An 18,181-nucleotide genomic window follows, 5' to 3' on the forward strand; every position below is an offset into this window, starting at 1 on the left:
CTACTACTTATCTTCAAAATAAAATTTTTCACGCTTATTATCATAGTTACCTATTTCATTCATGGTTTCAGCGTTATATAAACGGCCATTAATCATGGTATGGGTAACCTTATCACTTAAGCGAATGTCATTCCTGACATCGCCATCAATAACAATCATATCGGCAAGTTTACCCACGGTGAGTGAGCCTAAGTCTTTATCCAAACCAAGCGTTCTTGCCGGTGAAATAGTTGCGGTACGAATGGCTTGCAGTGGTGTCATACCACCCTGTACCATCATCCACATTTCCCAGTGCATGGCTAAACCTTCACGTTGACCGTGACCACCGGCGTTAACTTCAATGCCTAAGTCTTGCATTTCTTTCGCCACTTTAGCGACATTGAAATGATTGTAATGATGAAGCGGCGCTTTTGGTCGACGCATAGCACGGGGATCTAAAACTTCACTCGGCACATATTTACTTAAACGCGGATGCTGCCAAACATTGGTGGTATCGTACCAATAATGTTCACCGGAAATACCACCATAAGCAACCCCCATGGTTGGTGTATAAGCCATGTTTGATTGTGACCATAACTGCTTGATATCATCATAAATTTTAGCCGTAGCAATTGAATGTTCTAACGTAGTATGGCCATCAACTACCATGGTTAAGTTATGTTGCAGTAATGAGCCACCTTCTGGCACAACCATCATTTCTAATTCACGCGCGGCTTGAATAAATTGTTGGCGCTGGTCACGGCGTGGTTGATTATAACTTTTGACACTAAAAGCCCCGGCCGCTTTTAACCGTTCAACGTGAAATTTAGCATCGTCAAGACTATCCACATGTGACGTATAGCCAGGAATAGTGGCGCCATATAAAATAGCACCGGTAGAGAATAAGCGTGGGGCGACTATCTTACCGGCTTTTTGCATTTCACTAGCGGCAAAGAACTCTGTGGTGTCGTTTGAAGGATCATGAATAGTGGTGACACCTAAGGATAAGCCGGCATAGTTTTTCCAGTTTTGCTGGGGAATAATTTCATTACTACCTTGTGAGCCATGGGCATGGGCGTCGATTAAGCCCGGCATTATTGTTTTTCCCGTTATATCAATGACATATGCATCACTGGGGATCTTAACGTGTGCTTTTGTACCCACCGCGGTAATTTTGTTGCCCTCGACCAGAACAACGCCATTTTCAATCACTTGCTCTCCGTCCATAGTGATAACAGTACCGCCAACAAAGGCAACTCGACCCGATGGAATATCTACTTTTTGCTGATAACTTAAATTAGTAACTTTAACTTTATTTTTAACTTTGTTTTTAACTTGGTTAGCGGTCTTATCCGCCTGTTGCTCTTTTTCTTGCTCACTAACTTTAGCGCTGATATCAAATAAACCTTGCACTGAGCTTTGGTATAAATCAGCACCTAGACTCCAATAAATCTGGTTAGATTTACCATTCCAATTAATACCTTCACCAGCACGAATTGATAACTGCTCTACCGGTAAGTTTTTTGCTTTAGGACCAATATCTATAACATCACCACGCTCTACCAAGGGGGTAACAAATACTTTAAAGCGCTCGGCAAAAGCCAGGTATTTACCGTCGGGCGAGACCCGGTATTCTGAAGAAAACTCACCTTGATATAACTTGGTATCATGCTGACCATCTAAATCAATACGAGCAATATGGGGCTTTTCTCCGTTACGCGTTACATAGATACGATCATTTCGTGCGCCAAAATGTGGTTGTAAACCACTTTCGGTGACAAGTTTAGCCTTACCACCCTTGGCTGATACCGCATATATACCAGGGTTTAAGCCCCAAGTAGGATCGATAATATTGCCACCACGCACTTTACGATAAACAATGGTTTTACCATCTGGTGAAAAGCTTGGCTCAATGTATTTTCCTGGCTCACGAGTAATGATTTTACCTTTACCACCTCGACTAGAGACCACTCGTACTTGGCCAAGTTTTTTATCATCCCAACTGACATAAACAATTTTTTTGCCGTCACGTGAAAAACTTGGATTTAATTCAAACTGACTTTTTTGTTTAGTTAAACGCTTAGCTTTACCGTTTGGTAGGGTTTTTATAAAAATATGACCCATGGATTCAAAGACCACTTTTTTACCATTCGGTGATATTTTAACATCACGTAACATTTTGGTATCAAAGACCTTTTGGTCTAAGTCTTGAGGAAAACGTAGCGCTACTTGAATTTTCTTTGCTGTTTTTACATGAAATTCAATTACTGTAGCTTTTTTGGTTGCAAGTGATACTTTATTTATTTTTCCACCTGCCCAGAAAATTAAGGCATCACTTTCTGGCGTCCAAGCCATCGTTGGGTAAACACCATGAATAGCCCATGTTTCTTGCATATCACGGTCTAAACCGTCATAAATTTTAGTGTGAGCGCCACTTTTAAGATCATATAGGTATAAATTTGATTGAAAATCATCACGACTAATAAAGGCTAGGTACTTACCATCCGGTGAAAGTGTTGGTCTGATCGCACCACCTTTACCTGAAACGATGACTTTTATTTCACCGGTTTCAAGCTCTAGACGTTTAATTTTATAAATGCCCTTTTCCGAGTCTTTCGAATAATGGAAGGTTTTACCCGGGGTAGCATCTTGGGAGAAATAGACATATTTGCCATCAGGTGAGAAGGCCGGTTCACCTAAATCTTTTTGCTCATTGGGACGTTTGGTTAACATAACGCCATTACCACCCGACTTATGGTACATCCACACTTCACCCGCGCCCAAAGAACGAGTACCGGTATAATGTTTACGGCCAACTAGGTAATTACCATCGGGTGACCATGCTGGACTGTTTAATAAACGAAATTTTTCTGTGCTTACCGCTTTAGCATTACTGCCATCAGCTTGCATTATCCATAAATTATCGCCACCATCTTCATCAGAAGTAAAGGCTATATATTTACCATCTGGGCTAAAGCGTGGTTGCATTTGCCAAGCAATATCAGTCATTAATGCTTTCGCTTCGCCACCTGAAGCAGGCATGGTATAAATATCACCCAATAAATCAAAAACAATGGTTTTACCATCAGGGCTTAAATCAACATTCATCCAAGTACCTGAGCGAACGTCGATTTTGGCGGTGGTAAACTCACCTTGTGGCTCATTAACAGACCATTTTTCTGGCGCTTCTTTTGCGCTAACGTCGGTAGTGCTCTGGTCGTTAATTTTAACCTCTGCTTGAGCAAAGACAGTTGGCAGTGCTAATAATACACTCAGAGCGACGCCTGAGAGCAGTAGTTTTTTTGACGGTATGGTTTTCAACATCATGAGAAGTACCTTATACATTTTTATTGCTTGATTAGCTGAATTATCGATTAATTACCTGTACTTACTTACAGAACACTAAAAGTGAAGACTAGAGTGTGCCCTGCCAATAACCAACATCTAACCACTGATTGAATTTAAAACCCACCTCTTTAAAGTGAGCAACTTTTTTCATGGCAAACTTTTCATGCACAGCAACACTAACCGCATTGGGTAAAGTGATCCCCCCGATAACACTGTGGATGTTTTTGTCTTTTAGCTCATTAAATAAGGCTTGATACAACTGGCTACCCAAGCCTTTGCCCGCATGCTCTGGCGATAAATAGACAGTGACTTCAACTGAAAATCGATAGGAGTAACGATCCCGCCATTTACTGGCATAAGCATAACCCAAGACTTGCCCTGATTTATCTAGGCTAACAAGCCAAGGTAAATCAGCGGACTCAATTGTCCTCATACGGTTACTGATATCTTGTGAGCTAAGCGGCTCTTCTTCAAAGGTGATCACAGTATTGGTAATATAATGATTGTAAATATCGCTAATGACTTGAGCATCTTGCTCTTGTACTGCCCTTATCATATAAATCCCTGGTAAATATTGTAAAACAAGATGTTTTGTGATTGTTTTATTAACGACTACTTAACTGTCTTAGCTATTTCACTATTAACCGCTTTTAATTCTGCCTTACATTGTGCATTTTGTTTACTTGAACCATTAGTACATGGTGCCGATGGGTCGCCACCAAAGTCTCGCTGCACGCCATAATAAACACAGGACGATAGTAAAAATAGGCAAAGTAATGGATAAATTATTTTCATAAAACGTCCTTAAACAGTAGTTATGCCAAGTCGATTAAATTAGTGCGGACAAGGAACTGACTTTATAAACAAATTTAATTTAGCACGGTATTTAGCTTTTAAGAAGCTCGAAAACAACTTTATATTGGGGTACCTAGCTGTTTCTCCGTAAGCGTATAGGGATCGGCACCTAGCCGCGCTCAATATTCCATGGTAACAGCGGTTCAAGGTTGTTTGGTTGCTCAGCAATATGTTGCAAGCATCTTGAGATATAATCATGCACGACTAGGCCATTAGCCTTAGCCGTTTCAACGAGACTATAGAGAATAGCACTCGCATGAGCGCCATTGCAGGTATTTGAAAACAGCCATGCCTTGCGACCTATCACAAACGGTTTTATTGCCCGCTCTGCTCGATTGTTATCAATCGAGAGTCGGCCATCTTCAAGGTAGCGTTGGAATTTATCAAACTGATTTAAACTGTAGCTTATTGCTTCGCCAAGTTTACTTTTAGGCGGGATTTTATCTTTGTGCTTCATCAGCCAGTGATGTAGTTCTTTTACAATCGGCTTAGCGTGTGACTGCCGGATGTTGAACTTATCTTCACTCGACTTTCCTTTAATACGTTGTTCTATGCCGTAGAGCTTGCCGATTAAGTTTAATACCACATCAACTTTACCTGTTTTCGCTTTGGCATGTATCTTCTTCGCATCAACGAACTTACGACGAATATGGGCAAGACAGGCGACTAATTTGGCCTCGGTTAGCCCATAAGCTTTATAACCATCAACATGCATATAACCTTGATAACCATCAAGAAAGTCAATCGTACATTGTGCTGCGCGACTGTTGTGATAATCGTATAAAACGATATTGGTTTTTTTACTTGGTCTATCACTGCCGCAGCAATACACCCACATATAACTGGTCGCTTTTTCTGCCTTGATAACTTTCAAGGGTGTTTCATCCGCAAAAATGACTGACTCTGCCAGCAGTATTTCTTTCAAGCGCCTATACAGTGGCTCAAGTAATTGCGCACTGCGCAGCATCCAACTCGACATGGTTTGACGGCTTAATTCAAGTCCAATATCACTAAACATCGTTTCTTGGCGATTTAACGGCAAGCCAAATTGATATTTACAGGTGATTATTTGGCTGAGTAAGCTGGGTGTGGCAATACTTTTTGGTATTGGCGTTGCTGGCATCAAGGCGGTTTTTACCACACTTTCAATGCCATTACGCTCACAGTGGCGACAGGTGTATTTGGGGCGAATGGTCTTAATGACTTTGATATGAGCGGGCACAAACTCTAGTGCTTCGCTGCTACTTTCACCCATTTTGTGCAATGGGCTTTGGCAGCAATCACAAATTTTGTCGCTTTCGGCAATATCTACCACCACTACTTTACGCGGCAGTGCTTGAGGTAAAGGCTTACGTTTTGGCTTGATTTTCGTTGTCACGTCAGCGTTTTCTTTGGCCAGAAGTTTTTTATCGTGTTCATCAAGCACTAACTCTACTTCATTAAATACTTCATCAGCACCCGGCATCTTTTCTGATTTCTTGCCGTATTCTTGGGCAAGTTTGAGATTGTAACGCTCAAGCAATAGTTGATAAGCTACGTCTTTCTCTACTAACTCATTATCTTTTTGAGCTAATTCTTCATCCATGCGTTGCTGCAACTCAAGCAGCATTTGCTTAAGTTGATCGGGGTCATTGGGGAGTGAATTTACCTTAAATTTCATCCGCTGATTTTAACAAAATATTCAAGCCAATACTGCTTTGAACCTCATTTACCATAAGCGTTTGTGTCAATGATCGTTGACTGCTTTGAGGGGATGAATACTGATCCACTAGAGCATCGACTGATAATGTAATTCTTGATGACCAAGCACGTCATATCCAGAGAGTAACCAGTCGAGCTGCTCAGCGCTTAACGAAAATTCATTGCCATTAACTTTGCTCGGCCATTTGAACTTTTGTTTTTCCAAACGTTTTTGCCAGAGTGCAAAGCCTGTTTTGTCCCAATACAATATTTTCAGTTTGTCTTTGGCTTTATTGCAAAAAACGAATAAAGCGCCCGTATAGGCATCACGGTTTAGCTCATCTTCAACAAGCGCAGCGAGGCCATTTATTGCTTTACGAAAATCAACAAAATCGCGATGAAGAAAAACGGCTGATGGCTCAACAAACATCTTCATACAATAAGCTCGCGTAATAATTGGCTGAGGTAAGTCACAGAGGTTGATGCCGGTAAACTGATATTTGCTTTACCCACGGTAACTGTTATGAAGGTTTGCTCTTCAATAAGTTCCACCTGTTGTGTTATTTTGGCGCGAACAAAGTTGCCTGAAGACAAGCTGAGTTTCTTCCTAAGGGCATAAAAGCTCGACGTTGATAATTGCTGTTGTTGGCAATAATCAATAATGGTTAAGCCGCTGGTTTGTTGATCTTCAATGATGGTTTGCCATTGTTCTTGGCTACGCGAAATTCTCATGCTTATCTCCTAAGTTAAGTGAGGAGATAATGTATATGAGATCAAGTGCTAGAGGCAGGTGTCGTTAACTATACGCTTACGTTTCTCCTACTATTATGGTTAAAGTCAATAAATAGCTAGCCTAGGTGTTAGTCACAAAGACGGAAATGAATAACAATGATTTTACTGGGGATTATAACAAGTGATGCTACTGCTATATCCTATCGGGATATAAATTGACTGGTAAAAAAATCAGTTTACCTCATTACTGAGGAAAACTAATTTCTAATTTTATGCTTTGGCCGTCTCTTAGTTCAGCAACTTTCTGAGTTTATTGCCAATTATCCCTATTGGCAATAAATGGCTTTTAATCGTCTAATTAACGGTAAATCACCTTCAGTAAGGGTACCCAACATCAACCAATCGACCAGTAATTTACTGAGGTCAATATCGATACCAGAAAGCATTTGCTCTTGCATTAATTGTACTTGAACTTTCATACGCTGGTCAGCTAACTCTGCTGGCGATTCACTTTTGCCAAGTATTTCAATTTCTAAGGTCTTATCGAGACGATGACCACCTTGAACTTGCTCTGATAACTTAACATGCTCTTGCCAACGTTTTTGCCAAAAGCTACTTAGTTTATTAACCATAGCCGACGCAGTTAAAGCCTCAACATCTTGATTGCTTTGAGCCTGTAAAGACATTAACTCAAACAAGTTTAACCAACGTTGTTGTTCCTTAACTTGTCTATTACTTTTAATTAATTGCTCAACTTGTTTGATGATTTTTTCAAGACGAGCCACCGCAACTTTAATAACGGGTTTATTAGCAATAACTTCGGTAAGTAGCGCTTCGGCCTGTTGCTCAATGTCTTGTAGGGTTTGCTTATTTTCTGGCTCTACTTCTTTATTAGCTGCTTGATTAGTGAATGAAATAAGTGACTCTGCTATTGTTGACACTTTTTCATCATATGCTTGCTGTTGATTAGATAAGGCCGCTTGTTGCTCTGACTTTAACACTTGTCTTTTGGCAAATAATTCATCGTTCACCTGACGAAACTTCTGCCATAACTGACTCTCTTGATGATTGCCGGCAAAGCCGACTTCACGCCATGATTGCTGTAATTGTTTGGCTGAGTCAATAGCAGCAAAAATATCATCACTGGCAATTAACTGCTGCGCTTTAACTATTAGTGCTTGTTTCTCTTTGCTATTAGTTAAATGAAAGGCACCAATGGCACTTTTTACCGGCGCAATAGTATTTTTGAATTGCTGTTGTAATTTTTTGTACTGGTTACGATCTACTTCGCCGGCATTTTTCCAGTGCTGTTGTATAGTATTAAGTTTGCCATCAAGCTTTTTAAAATCGACACTCTGCGTCTCTTCTGCCTTATTAAGCTCGGTAACCAGTTGCTCCACTTGCGCTAATATATTGTTACGCTGCTCTAAATGCTGCTGACGTATTTTATCTTGCTCAGCATAGAATAATCGACAAGGGGCAAAAGCTTGTTCACAACGTTGGTTAAACTGCTCATTCAATTGTTTATCAATATCTTCATCGGCATGACCCAACGAATTCCATGTGCTGCGGTAGGCTTTAACTTTTTCGGCTTGTTCATTTGGATTATCAAGCGGCGTATCAACCAGTGCTTGCACTGCTAGTAATAATTCTTGTTTACGTGGCGTGGCGATATAGTGTTCCCAATCGCTAAGCTCAGTCATTTTTTCGCTAACTTGGTCAAAATCACGTTGCAGTTGTTGCTTTTGCTGTGCGGATAACTGGTCAATATTCTCTTTTACGCCCTTAAATAAACCAAAGCAAACCTTAAATTTACCATTGTTAAGTAGGCGTTTTATATCTTGTAGTTTTTTCTTATGCACAAAAAACAATTCTTTTTGCTGACTTTGTAAGGGTTTTAACCCCCCTTGCCAAGTACTGACTATTTGTTTTTGCGCTTGCACAATAGACTCAGGCAAAATTCCCGCCGTTTTTTGTTCAATTAAACGCCATGTTTTTAACCAGTCATGATAGGTTTCTTGACGAGAATTTAACTCTTGCAATGATGTCGGCAAAGTAAGTTGCGATATTTTAGAGATTAAATTCGTCGCTTGGCTAACCGACTCGGCAATCTCAGGTATTTGACCTAAACGTTTAGTTAATTGCTTAACTTGTAAGATAAAGACTTGTTGCTCGTCTTTATTCAGAGCCGAGGCTTCAATAGCTGTATTTAACTGACCGAGCGAGCCTAAAAATTGTTCTTCATCCAGATTATCACTTGAAAATACCGCCGTTGTTATCGCTTGGCTAATGTGATTAAGCTGTTGAGTAAAATCTTTTTTGTCTCGCTGTTTATCATGGGCTAGTTTATCGATAATGATTTGTTGCTGATAACTTTCTGCTTTGGCGATAAATAATTTTTCCAGATGGTTTATTATACCTTGGTACTTATCATTAAAAATGCTGCGTTCTTCGGCACTAAAAACTTCATGTTCAGGCTCCAGCACTTGCCATTCATCAATTAACCGTGACTTCCGCTTTTTATATTCACCATAGTCTGCAACATCTTTTAGCGCTTGTAATTTGGCTAAAACAAGTTGTATTGTTTTGGCTAATTTTTTTGGCTTTTCAACAGCCGCCTGAATAGCGGCTAGTTTATGGTTAACTTGTTGAGCTAAAGTATCGTTACAAACTTTTTTACTCAGTTTCTCTAATACTTTGCTGTCATCAACTTGGCTAAGTAAGTAAGTTTGAAACTCAGGGTTTTGTTTTTGACTAAAGCTATGACTTAATAAATGCGTAGATGTTTTACGGGCACTAATTTGTTGATAAAGCGCAATCATAATTGCACTGTCTTGTTCGTGGGCTAGCCATGCTTCTAATAGAACGGTGCCAAGTATCGGGTTTTGCGCTTGTTTAGCTAATATATTCTGTTTCATCTCAGCGCAAAGCACAATTTTGTGATCGGTCGCTAAAATATCATGAACTTGTTTACCGGCAAATTGTTTTACCTTCGCTTGAGAGTTATTATGGCTAGCGTCAAGGTAACAGTCAAAAGAGGCCACCTTAATCAATGCGGCACGGCGCACTAAATCACTGCTATCTTGTTGAATAAGATCGGTTAAAATAGCCAGTTGTTCGCTGTTATCCACGGATAACTCACTATTAATGGCCGTGATTCGTACCGTGGTGTCTTTATGTTGCCAATTGGCTTTTGTTTTAAAAAAGGAGGAGAAAATCATAGTTTATTTGGTTTCATTCCGTTGGAAAATAACCATGAAATTTAAGTTCATAGTTAAAGCTCATGGTTACTGAAATAAGCGATATCCGCTTGTGTTGGTTTACTACGTTTTTTAACTTTTTCTTCCGGCTTATCACCAGAAAATTCGGCTTTTAACTGGCGTTTGTTTTTTTCAACTATATGACCATCAGGGCCTATGGTAAGCATTTGGTCACTTTCTAGGTGCCTAGATTGATATGCCATACTTAATTGTAAAGCCGTAGCGCGCTGGGCTTTATCAACCACAGTGCCCTCAGGCCACTTGCCAGTTTCCGCAGCACATTTTAAGCGTAAGTACATGTCATTTGACATAGCGTCTATGGTGTTAAGTAAGTCCATCAGAATTCCGAGATCTAAGTAGTATTAATAGATGATTATTTAGTTATATTAGTTATTTAGTTATTTATCGTGTTTTATTCGTGCTGTCTTAGCACAGCCTAGCTCGCTTTATGCTTGGTGAAGAGCAACATACAGCGGATGATTATGTACAGAACAAAACCGAGCATGGTACTGGCAATGGCTAAGTCATGTTGCCAGCTACCTAATTCAACACCTTCCCAAAACATAAATAAGAAGCCACCACAAAATAACAGCATGGCGATAAATGAGTAATTCATCAAATTTTGGGTTTTATTAATCAGATCAACTCGATTCAGGTTGGCAATTTTACCGGCATCAAGGCCTGATAAATCAAGATTACAGTGATTACAGGCTTTTGCTTTATCAGATATTTTTTTCGAACAACCCGGACAATTAATAACGGCCATTTAACTACTCATGCAATATATAAAAATGATAACCAGCGAGTGCCTTGTGAAAAGACCTTTACCAGAAATTCGCTTGGATTTTGCTTAGTATACCTGACCTGTTGTGCTATTTCACTAGGCAGATACACAAAAGCCTTGAGTTCTGAGTCAGAGTATTATTAATTAAAATTTGAGCGTTTACTAGCAGAGTAAATTAGCTAGGGATTATGCAAGTGTCTGAACAATAATCCCTATTTTAGCGCAGGGCTGTTCAACTAATACCTCGAATAGCACAGTGTTAACTCGTCGTAGTTGCTATTGGCATTTTGATAGCAAACAATACCGCATAAACCACGGGAATAACGCCTAAAGTCAATACAGTCGAAAACAATAAAAAAGCCGCTCAACGAGGAGCGGCTTTTTCTTTAGAACCAATGGAGCTTACTCAGCTCAATTCAGCCCGGTTAACTTTCACTGTCTTTGTTTGAGACTTGCGACTTGTTCTCACTTTGCGCTTTAGCTATACGTTCTTCCCAAAAAGTAGCATTAGTAATACCTAACTTTTTTGGATCAAAAGTATAGTTTTTAACACCGGCTTTTTGTTGTGCTTCGTAATCCTTTAACGCCTTTATCGCCGGTTTTGCCATAAAGAAGATAATAAGAATACCAATAATATTAAGCCAAGCCATCAAACCAACACCAATATCACCCATGCCCCAAGCCGCACTTGGCTGAGCTACGGTGCCGTAAAAAACGGCTGACATAAGAATAATTTTTAATACAAACCGTAAGGCCGGTATTTTAATGGTTCTGTTGATGTAAGAAACATTGTTTTCGGCAATAAAGTAATAAGCCAGTATGGTGGTAAAAGCAAAGAAAAATAACGCAATGGCAATAAAAGGTTTGCCGAAGCCGGTTAACACACTATCCACTGCAATCTGAGTAAATGCTGGGCCGCTAATCACTATATCGGCGGCAAGATGTTGCACGATAAAAGGACTACTACCTTCAGGCATCAGATTGTATATTTCTGCAGGGGTCATTACATTATAAGACTGAGTAATTAAAATCATAAAAGCGGTTGCCGAACAAACAAATAAGGTGTCAATATAAACCGAAAATGCTTGTACTAAACCTTGTTGTGCCGGATGTTCAACTTCGGCAGCGGCGGCAGCATGTGGACCTGTGCCCTGACCTGCTTCATTTGAATAAACACCACGTTTAACGCCCCAACCAATTGCAGCACCAAAACCCGCCATAGGTGTGAAAGCATCCGTGATGATTGACATAAAAATACTCGGTAAAATATCAATGTGCATACCAATAACAACACAAGCAATAATGATATAAGCTAACGCCATAAATGGCACAACAATTTGAGTAAAGTTGGCGATGCGTTTTACACCACCAAAAATGATAAAACCTAGGATTAACACAATAAAAGTCGCGGCATAAACTTTAGTTAAGGCAATATCACCTAAAAATGAAGGTACTGTGCCGCCGGTACCAAAGACATTAACCAAGGCATCACCAATACCATTAGACTGAACTACGGGTAATAACACCCCACAGGCGACGATAGTTGAAATAGCAAATATCCACGCATACCATTTTTGTCCCATGGCTTTTTCAATATAATAGGCCGGACCACCACGGTAGACCCCGTCTTCTTCTTCTTTATAAATTTGTGCGTTGGTTGATTCAATGTAAGCGGTGGCGGCGCCAAAAAAGGCGACAACCCACATCCAAAAAACAGCACCCGGACCACCAAAACCAATGGCAGCGGCAACACCGGCAATATTACCGGTACCAACACGACCCGATAACGACACGGATAGCGCTTGAAATGATGAAATGCCCTTCTCTGAGCTTTTACCCGAAAGCAATAAGCGAATCATTTCTTTAAATTGACGTACTTGGACAAAACGGGTGATTATTGAGAAAAATAAACCTGTACCTAAACACAAGTATATAAGCGCTGGGCTCCAAATGATGGCATTGATACTATTGACAAGATCTTGCACAGTTAACTCCTACTGTTTTTATTTTTGTTTTTGTTTTTATAGTAAACTTTTAAATAGCGTTTAGCTTAAAGCTGTAAAGTTCCATTAGCAGGAAAATGCACGGAGTTGACGCATGTCAATGAGTACATTTAACGCATTAATTGGGCTATACAGCAATAAGATAACTGTCTATGACTCGCGTAAATCGTCTACCATGTGGTACACGCCTGTTAAGAAGTCTCGTCCTAACAAACTACTGCGTTCATCAGACCAACCGACGCTGTAATCAGGTAACAGGTCATTATCTTTAAATGGCATTTCAATGGTATAAGCTAAACACTTAAATTGATTACCAACCCAGTTAGTGCCTACCGTTGGTAATGCTTTACCTGGTTCATCTTTATCATAACCGCGCTCATCTTGGAACTCTGGCGTGAGAGCTACCATGAATTTTTTAAATTTATCTTCAAGTGCTTTATGGCGGGCATCGTAATTAACAACACCTTCACAGCCAGCAACAAAGTTTACTGGTAGGGCTTCATCACCATGAACGTCTAAGAACATATCAACACCGACTTCAAGCATCTTTTTACGAACGAGGAAAACTTCTGGGCTGCGTTCCATGGTTGGATCTAACCATTCACGGTTAAGATTGGCGCCACAAGCATTGGTTCGTAAATTACCACGGACACTGCCATCTGGATTCATATTAGGCACAATATAGAATACGGTTTTGTTTAATAAAGCACGACCAACACCGTCATCTTCATCAAGTAAACGCTCTAACATGCCTTCGACAAACCATTCAGCCATGGTTTCACCCGGATGTTGACGAGCAGTGATCCAAATCTTACGTTTGCCCTCACCCTCTTCACCGATTTTTAATAAGGTCATGTCACGACCATCAAGGGTTTGTCCGAGCACTTGTAACTGACAATCAAGGTGCATTTGCGCGTTATGAACCAAGTCTTGGTGGCGTTCATAACTATAGGGTGCAAAATAAGCGAAATATACTGAGTCATATTCAGGCGTTAAAGTGATAGTAAGTTTTTCACCATCATATTGCGTTGGTACACGAAACCAATGTTCACGGTCATAAGAGGCAACCGCTTGATAATCTTCCCAGCCTTCTGTATAAGCAGATTTACCAGCATTGTTTAAATGCATGACATGCTCTTGACGTTCGCCATTAGCATTTAAGTCAGTTTGCAGTTTAAAGTGGAACCATTGGTAAAAATCAGATTGGTTGTCTTTTTTTATTTCTAGTTGAATATTGCTGGCATCAGATGCATCAATAACGCGGATGTTACCGCTGTCGAAATTGTCAGTAATTTGCATAATAATTATTTCTTAATTTGCTTGGCTTATTTATACGGCATTTACACGGTATAGCGCCAATGAATAATTGAGTTACACAGTGTACACAAACGGCTAGCAGATCACTATATAGATTCCGCTAAAATATTTTACAATGAACGTAAATAAAGCCCTAACTCTGAAGAATATCCCATAGATTTAGCAATAATCACATTTTCTTCACTTAAAACGTAATAACTGGGATATCCGCTGATTTCAAAAGTTTGTTTTATCGCTTCATTACCTAAAGCAATAGGGAAAGTTAAGTGATGTTTGCTAGTAAATGCCCTGACTTCTTTATGACTGGTAAAGTCCATGGCAATAGCGATAACATCAAGCTGCTCATTCTTTTCATACAAGGCTTGCAAATTACCTATGCTGGCATGGCAGACCTGACACCAAGGCGCAAAGAAATACAAAATGGTGGTCTTGCCTTGAGCATTTAATGACACTGTCTCGCCCATCAAAGTCGGTACCTTATCAATATTGATACTTTGATTAGAGCTGACCACTTCGCTTAGCGGCGTATCTGTCGCCAACATACTGGTTTCTCGTAAAAAAGAAATGAGTTGAAAGGCCACTAAAAAAATAATGGCTTGAATAGCAAAACTGCGTAGCAAGGGGTATTCCTGAACTAAATAAAAGGCTATAGCTTAATAGACCCGACAAACATTCATTTTCTTTTGTAAAAGTTGGCTGACTTGGTAAGCAAGTGTCTAGTTATGTACTAGGGTCTCTTTCTATCGCTAGCGTTCATTCATTGTCATAAGCTACGTTTTATCTATATCTATATCTATATCTTATTTAAATATTCGTCAGCTCGCTCTTGCCAATTGGGTAAGCAATGTAATTGCTCTAACTCGATGTATTCAAGATCAATTGTACTCGCTAACTGCTGTGAAAAAGTCGACTTACCACTACAACTAGCACCAATAACGACGATACGTTGCATCTAGTTGCCTTAATAATATTCCATTTCACTATGATTTAGCTTTGATTTTAAAAACCTTTCTTATCAAGTTTGAAACTAAGAATGACACGACAAAGCCAACAACAAAATAAAGTACAACGGCTATAGTTGCGAGAGTTGACTCATATGTTTGACCATTTTCAAGTAAGCATTTAGCGGTAGCGTAATCAAACGAGCCGCCATTATCTAAACAATCATCAACGATTAAAAAAGTATGTAACGCCCAAATGGCAAATAAACTGGTAAAAACACCGACAAATGTCGGCATAACATTTTGATTCATATAGATATAAGGACCTTAACTGGGATTAAAAGACAATAAAGATGAACTGGGCATAGAATAACAGATAAAACCGAGCGGAACCGAACTCGCTTGCCAAGTTACTCGTTATTTCCTGTTGCGATTAGGCTTACACAAGCTATTTATTTATCGCCAAACAGCCGACATAACGATGATTCTTATAATTGAGCACCGTGTTTTAAAATTATGCCCTTCACTGACAAACTGCATTGTCTTCAGCACTATTTTTCATAACTAGAGATTATAGTTGCGCTACCGACAGACTTTACAAAGAACTTTTCTTTAACGAGTAGATATTTAGGGTCAGAGAAAAAGCCGTCCATTTTTTCTTTATTCGTAAAATTTAGGGTGAAAACTCTGTTGATATCGGTATTTCCTTCTGAAATCAATACTTCAGAGACTTTAAAGTCATAACCGAAACGACCTTGATAATCTGCAAGCATAGGCTTCATTGCGGTTCGATAATCTTCATAAGTAAGATCATCGACAACATTCAAGCCGACTAAAATCTCATGTGACATATAAACTCCAAAAGTAGCAGTTAAGTTCTTATTTAAAACGGATTTAACAATAATGCCACTTTGTTTATTTAAGTAACATTAAAATTGATTATCCTTAGTGTTCCAGACTCATTTTGTGTGCTGTATGCCATTCTTCAACAAACGAGAAGCCAGCCATGTTTTCTATTTTGTCTAGGGTAAATTTCATTAACGCTTCATCCGTTTGCTCAAGATTAATTTCGAATTTACAAGGTTGATTAACATACCAAGGAGTATCAGTGAATAGTTCAAAACGATTTCCTTCTGGATCTCTAAAATAAATTGACCATGCAGAGCCATGAGAAACCGTTTGAATACTAATATCTGTTGCTTGATTTAACGCAGAATAAAAGCCTCTTAAAGCTGGGATAGACTCAACTCTAAAAGATATATGATCTATAGGACTGTCAATTGAACGATGAGACTGCCTGGGATTTAAAACAATTTGATGATGTTCTTTAGGGCTGCGGCTTAAAAAGACCATAGCATTTTCTCCAAGACCTCTGTCAGTGACAACAAACCCTAAATGTTCAGTATAAAATTTTTCCATCGAGGTAATATCTTTTACATATAATTCTACATGGCTTAAAAGCATGTTGGAGAAACTTTTTATATCTACTGCTGACATGATTACCTTATTTTTAACGCCTGATAAAGGCTTTATAGTCGTTGAACTTATATTTAACGTAGTGGGACTCTGCCACGTTATTCACTGTAAATAAGCTGTAACCACATTAACTGGCCTATTATTGCGTGTCACGTTAAATAGAAAAAATATATTGAGTATTTTGTAAGAGAGTTCGTAAAGTAACACGGGCAAAAGTATTATCTTTTATAGTATTTTAATCAAGCTAGCAATAAACAGAAACAAAAAAGCACAGAATAATTACCCTGTGCTTTTCAATCATCTAAGTAACCTTGGTGGCATACTTTTTATATTGAGTCTAGCTACTTACCAATCAGGCGAGTTTTAGCATTAGCTGCCATATAGGCAAATACCGCATAAACGGCCACGTTTTGACGTAATTTTTCCGGATCTATTTTATCCAGCGTATCATCAGCGGTGTGATGGTAATCAAAGTAGTCGCTACCGTCTTGCGATAAACGAAAGACTGGAATGTTAAAAGGGCGAAATGGGATTAAATCTGGACCGCCACGTGCTGAGTTTTTAGCGAGGTACTCAACATCAAGAGATTTCATCATAGCGGCAATATCACTAACCAAGGGCAATACACTGACGTGAACATTGGCATCAAATGCCCATATTTTACCGGCACCAAAGTCTGATTCTGCTGCCGCAACTATATTGGCTAAGCTTGCTTTATTCGCTTTAACATAAGCTTTCGCGCCCCATAAGCCAAATTCTTCTGCGGCAAACAATACCACACGAATACTGCGTTTAGGTTTACCTTTTGATACGGCTAGTTTTGCCGCAGCCATAGTTATAGCAACACCGGCGCCATCATCTAAAGCGCCTGTGCCGAGATCCCAAGAGTCTAAGTGACCACCAATAAGTACATGCTGTTCAGGGTATTCACTGCCAGTAAATTCAGCAATAACATTATAAGAGGTGCCCTCACCCATCGATTTTGCTTGTACCTTAATATTGATAATAACGGGTTTATCTAAAGCAATTAAACGATGTAATTGATCAGCATCGGCATTTGCAATGGCAGTAGTAACAATTTTGGTAACGCCTGCTTTATAATGACTGCCACCCGTATGAGCAAAGCGGTGATTAGCCGTGCTTACTGAGCGCATGACATAACCGACAGCACCTTTTTGTGCTGCGACAACAGCGCCATCTCTACGTGCCTGTACCGCTGGGCCGTAACCATTGCCATCGCGATTACGGTTCATGCGATAATTTATAAAAACAATTTTACCTTTTGCCGCATTGTCCGGCGCATTTTCTAATTCGGCTAAGGATTGAAATTCAATAACTTGTGCTTGAATACCGGCTTTAGGTGTACTTATACTATTACCTAGCGCTGTTATATGAAGCGCTTGCGGTGCTGGGCTAACAATAGCGGCTGACTCTGAGTAGCGAAGCCATTTAGGAAAAGTAGCCGGCTCTGTCCATACTTTGTCAAAACCCATGGCTTTAAACTTGGCTACTGCCCAAGCAACTGCAGCTTTATCTCCTGGGGTACCTGGCATTCTCGGGCCTACTTCCGTGGTTAACGACTCAACTAAACGCCAAGCAAGATCACTTTCTAAAGCCTGCAACTTTATCTGTTCAACTTGTGCTAATTGTTGCACAGAAAAGTTATCTGATTGCGCATGAGCTTGGCTAATATTAAAGCTTAATGTAGCAAAAAAGAGCCCTGATAACACAGAGATAAAACGATTATTCATAGAGTAAAGCCTACCGGTAGGTGAGTAAATGTTCATCAAAATTTGATTGTTAATT

At 39.6% G+C, this 18,181-nt stretch carries 17 protein-coding genes; all 17 read right to left on the reverse strand.

Features of this window, described 5'->3' with window-relative positions; translation table 11 throughout:
• Positions 1–3: 3 nt before the first annotated feature.
• On the reverse strand, positions 4–3,303 hold the full coding sequence (locus CMT41_RS09205; RefSeq protein WP_058028190.1) for an amidohydrolase family protein: 3,300 nt from the start codon (positions 3,301–3,303) through the stop codon (positions 4–6).
• A 91-nt stretch (positions 3,304–3,394) separates the two neighbouring features.
• Positions 3,395–3,883 (reverse strand): arsinothricin resistance N-acetyltransferase ArsN1 family B, encoded by a 489-nt coding sequence (locus tag CMT41_RS09210; RefSeq protein ID WP_057181024.1) that lies wholly within the window; start codon positions 3,881–3,883, stop codon positions 3,395–3,397.
• Positions 3,884–3,939: 56 nt separating this feature from the next.
• Positions 3,940–4,122, reverse strand: a complete 183-nt coding sequence (locus CMT41_RS09215; RefSeq protein WP_057181025.1) for a hypothetical protein — start codon at positions 4,120–4,122, stop codon at positions 3,940–3,942.
• Positions 4,123–4,291: 169 nt separating this feature from the next.
• Complete coding sequence (gene tnpC, locus CMT41_RS09220; protein WP_058027094.1) at positions 4,292–5,842, reverse strand: IS66 family transposase; 1,551 nt, start codon at positions 5,840–5,842, stop codon at positions 4,292–4,294.
• A 108-nt stretch (positions 5,843–5,950) separates the two neighbouring features.
• Positions 5,951–6,298 (reverse strand): IS66 family insertion sequence element accessory protein TnpB, encoded by a 348-nt coding sequence (gene tnpB / locus CMT41_RS09225; RefSeq protein ID WP_058027095.1) that lies wholly within the window; start codon positions 6,296–6,298, stop codon positions 5,951–5,953.
• Entirely contained in the window at positions 6,295–6,594 is a 300-nt protein-coding gene (gene tnpA / locus CMT41_RS09230) for an IS66 family insertion sequence element accessory protein TnpA (RefSeq protein ID WP_057181041.1), read from the reverse strand. Before tnpA ends, tnpB begins: the two co-directional genes overlap by 4 nt.
• Positions 6,595–6,920: 326 nt before the next feature.
• Entirely contained in the window at positions 6,921–9,815 is a 2,895-nt protein-coding gene (locus CMT41_RS09235; protein ID WP_083494251.1) for a HEAT repeat domain-containing protein, read from the reverse strand.
• Between the two features lie 53 nt (positions 9,816–9,868).
• Positions 9,869–10,192, reverse strand: coding sequence for a YeaC family protein (locus tag CMT41_RS09240; protein ID WP_057181026.1), 324 nt, complete (start codon positions 10,190–10,192; stop codon positions 9,869–9,871).
• A 98-nt stretch (positions 10,193–10,290) separates the two neighbouring features.
• Positions 10,291–10,620 carry a hypothetical protein gene (locus CMT41_RS09245; protein WP_057181027.1) on the reverse strand — a complete coding sequence of 110 codons (330 nt, stop codon included), beginning with the start codon at positions 10,618–10,620 and terminating at the stop codon, positions 10,291–10,293.
• 443 nt (positions 10,621–11,063) lie between these two features.
• On the reverse strand, positions 11,064–12,623 hold the full coding sequence (locus CMT41_RS09250; protein WP_058027096.1) for an alanine/glycine:cation symporter family protein: 1,560 nt from the start codon (positions 12,621–12,623) through the stop codon (positions 11,064–11,066).
• 168 nt (positions 12,624–12,791) lie between these two features.
• Positions 12,792–13,940, reverse strand: a complete 1,149-nt coding sequence (locus CMT41_RS09255; protein WP_058027097.1) for a M14 family metallopeptidase — start codon at positions 13,938–13,940, stop codon at positions 12,792–12,794.
• 128 nt (positions 13,941–14,068) lie between these two features.
• Positions 14,069–14,578 carry a TlpA family protein disulfide reductase gene (locus tag CMT41_RS09260; protein WP_058027098.1) on the reverse strand — a complete coding sequence of 170 codons (510 nt, stop codon included), beginning with the start codon at positions 14,576–14,578 and terminating at the stop codon, positions 14,069–14,071.
• A gap of 173 nt (positions 14,579–14,751) precedes the next feature.
• Positions 14,752–14,910, reverse strand: coding sequence for a hypothetical protein (locus CMT41_RS19090; RefSeq protein WP_157447804.1), 159 nt, complete (start codon positions 14,908–14,910; stop codon positions 14,752–14,754).
• Positions 14,911–14,938: 28 nt separating this feature from the next.
• Positions 14,939–15,211, reverse strand: coding sequence for a hypothetical protein (locus CMT41_RS09265; protein WP_057181030.1), 273 nt, complete (start codon positions 15,209–15,211; stop codon positions 14,939–14,941).
• A gap of 239 nt (positions 15,212–15,450) precedes the next feature.
• Positions 15,451–15,750, reverse strand: coding sequence for a DUF1330 domain-containing protein (locus CMT41_RS09270; RefSeq protein WP_058027099.1), 300 nt, complete (start codon positions 15,748–15,750; stop codon positions 15,451–15,453).
• Between the two features lie 94 nt (positions 15,751–15,844).
• Complete coding sequence (locus CMT41_RS09275) at positions 15,845–16,396, reverse strand: VOC family protein (RefSeq protein ID WP_058027100.1); 552 nt, start codon at positions 16,394–16,396, stop codon at positions 15,845–15,847.
• A 320-nt stretch (positions 16,397–16,716) separates the two neighbouring features.
• Positions 16,717–18,126 carry a M20/M25/M40 family metallo-hydrolase gene (locus CMT41_RS09280; protein ID WP_058027101.1) on the reverse strand — a complete coding sequence of 470 codons (1,410 nt, stop codon included), beginning with the start codon at positions 18,124–18,126 and terminating at the stop codon, positions 16,717–16,719.
• Between the last annotated feature and the right edge of the window lie 55 nt (positions 18,127–18,181).

It is taken from the genome of Colwellia sp. MT41 (genome assembly GCF_001444365.1).
Classification (GTDB): Bacteria; Pseudomonadota; Gammaproteobacteria; order Enterobacterales; family Alteromonadaceae; genus Colwellia; species Colwellia marinimaniae.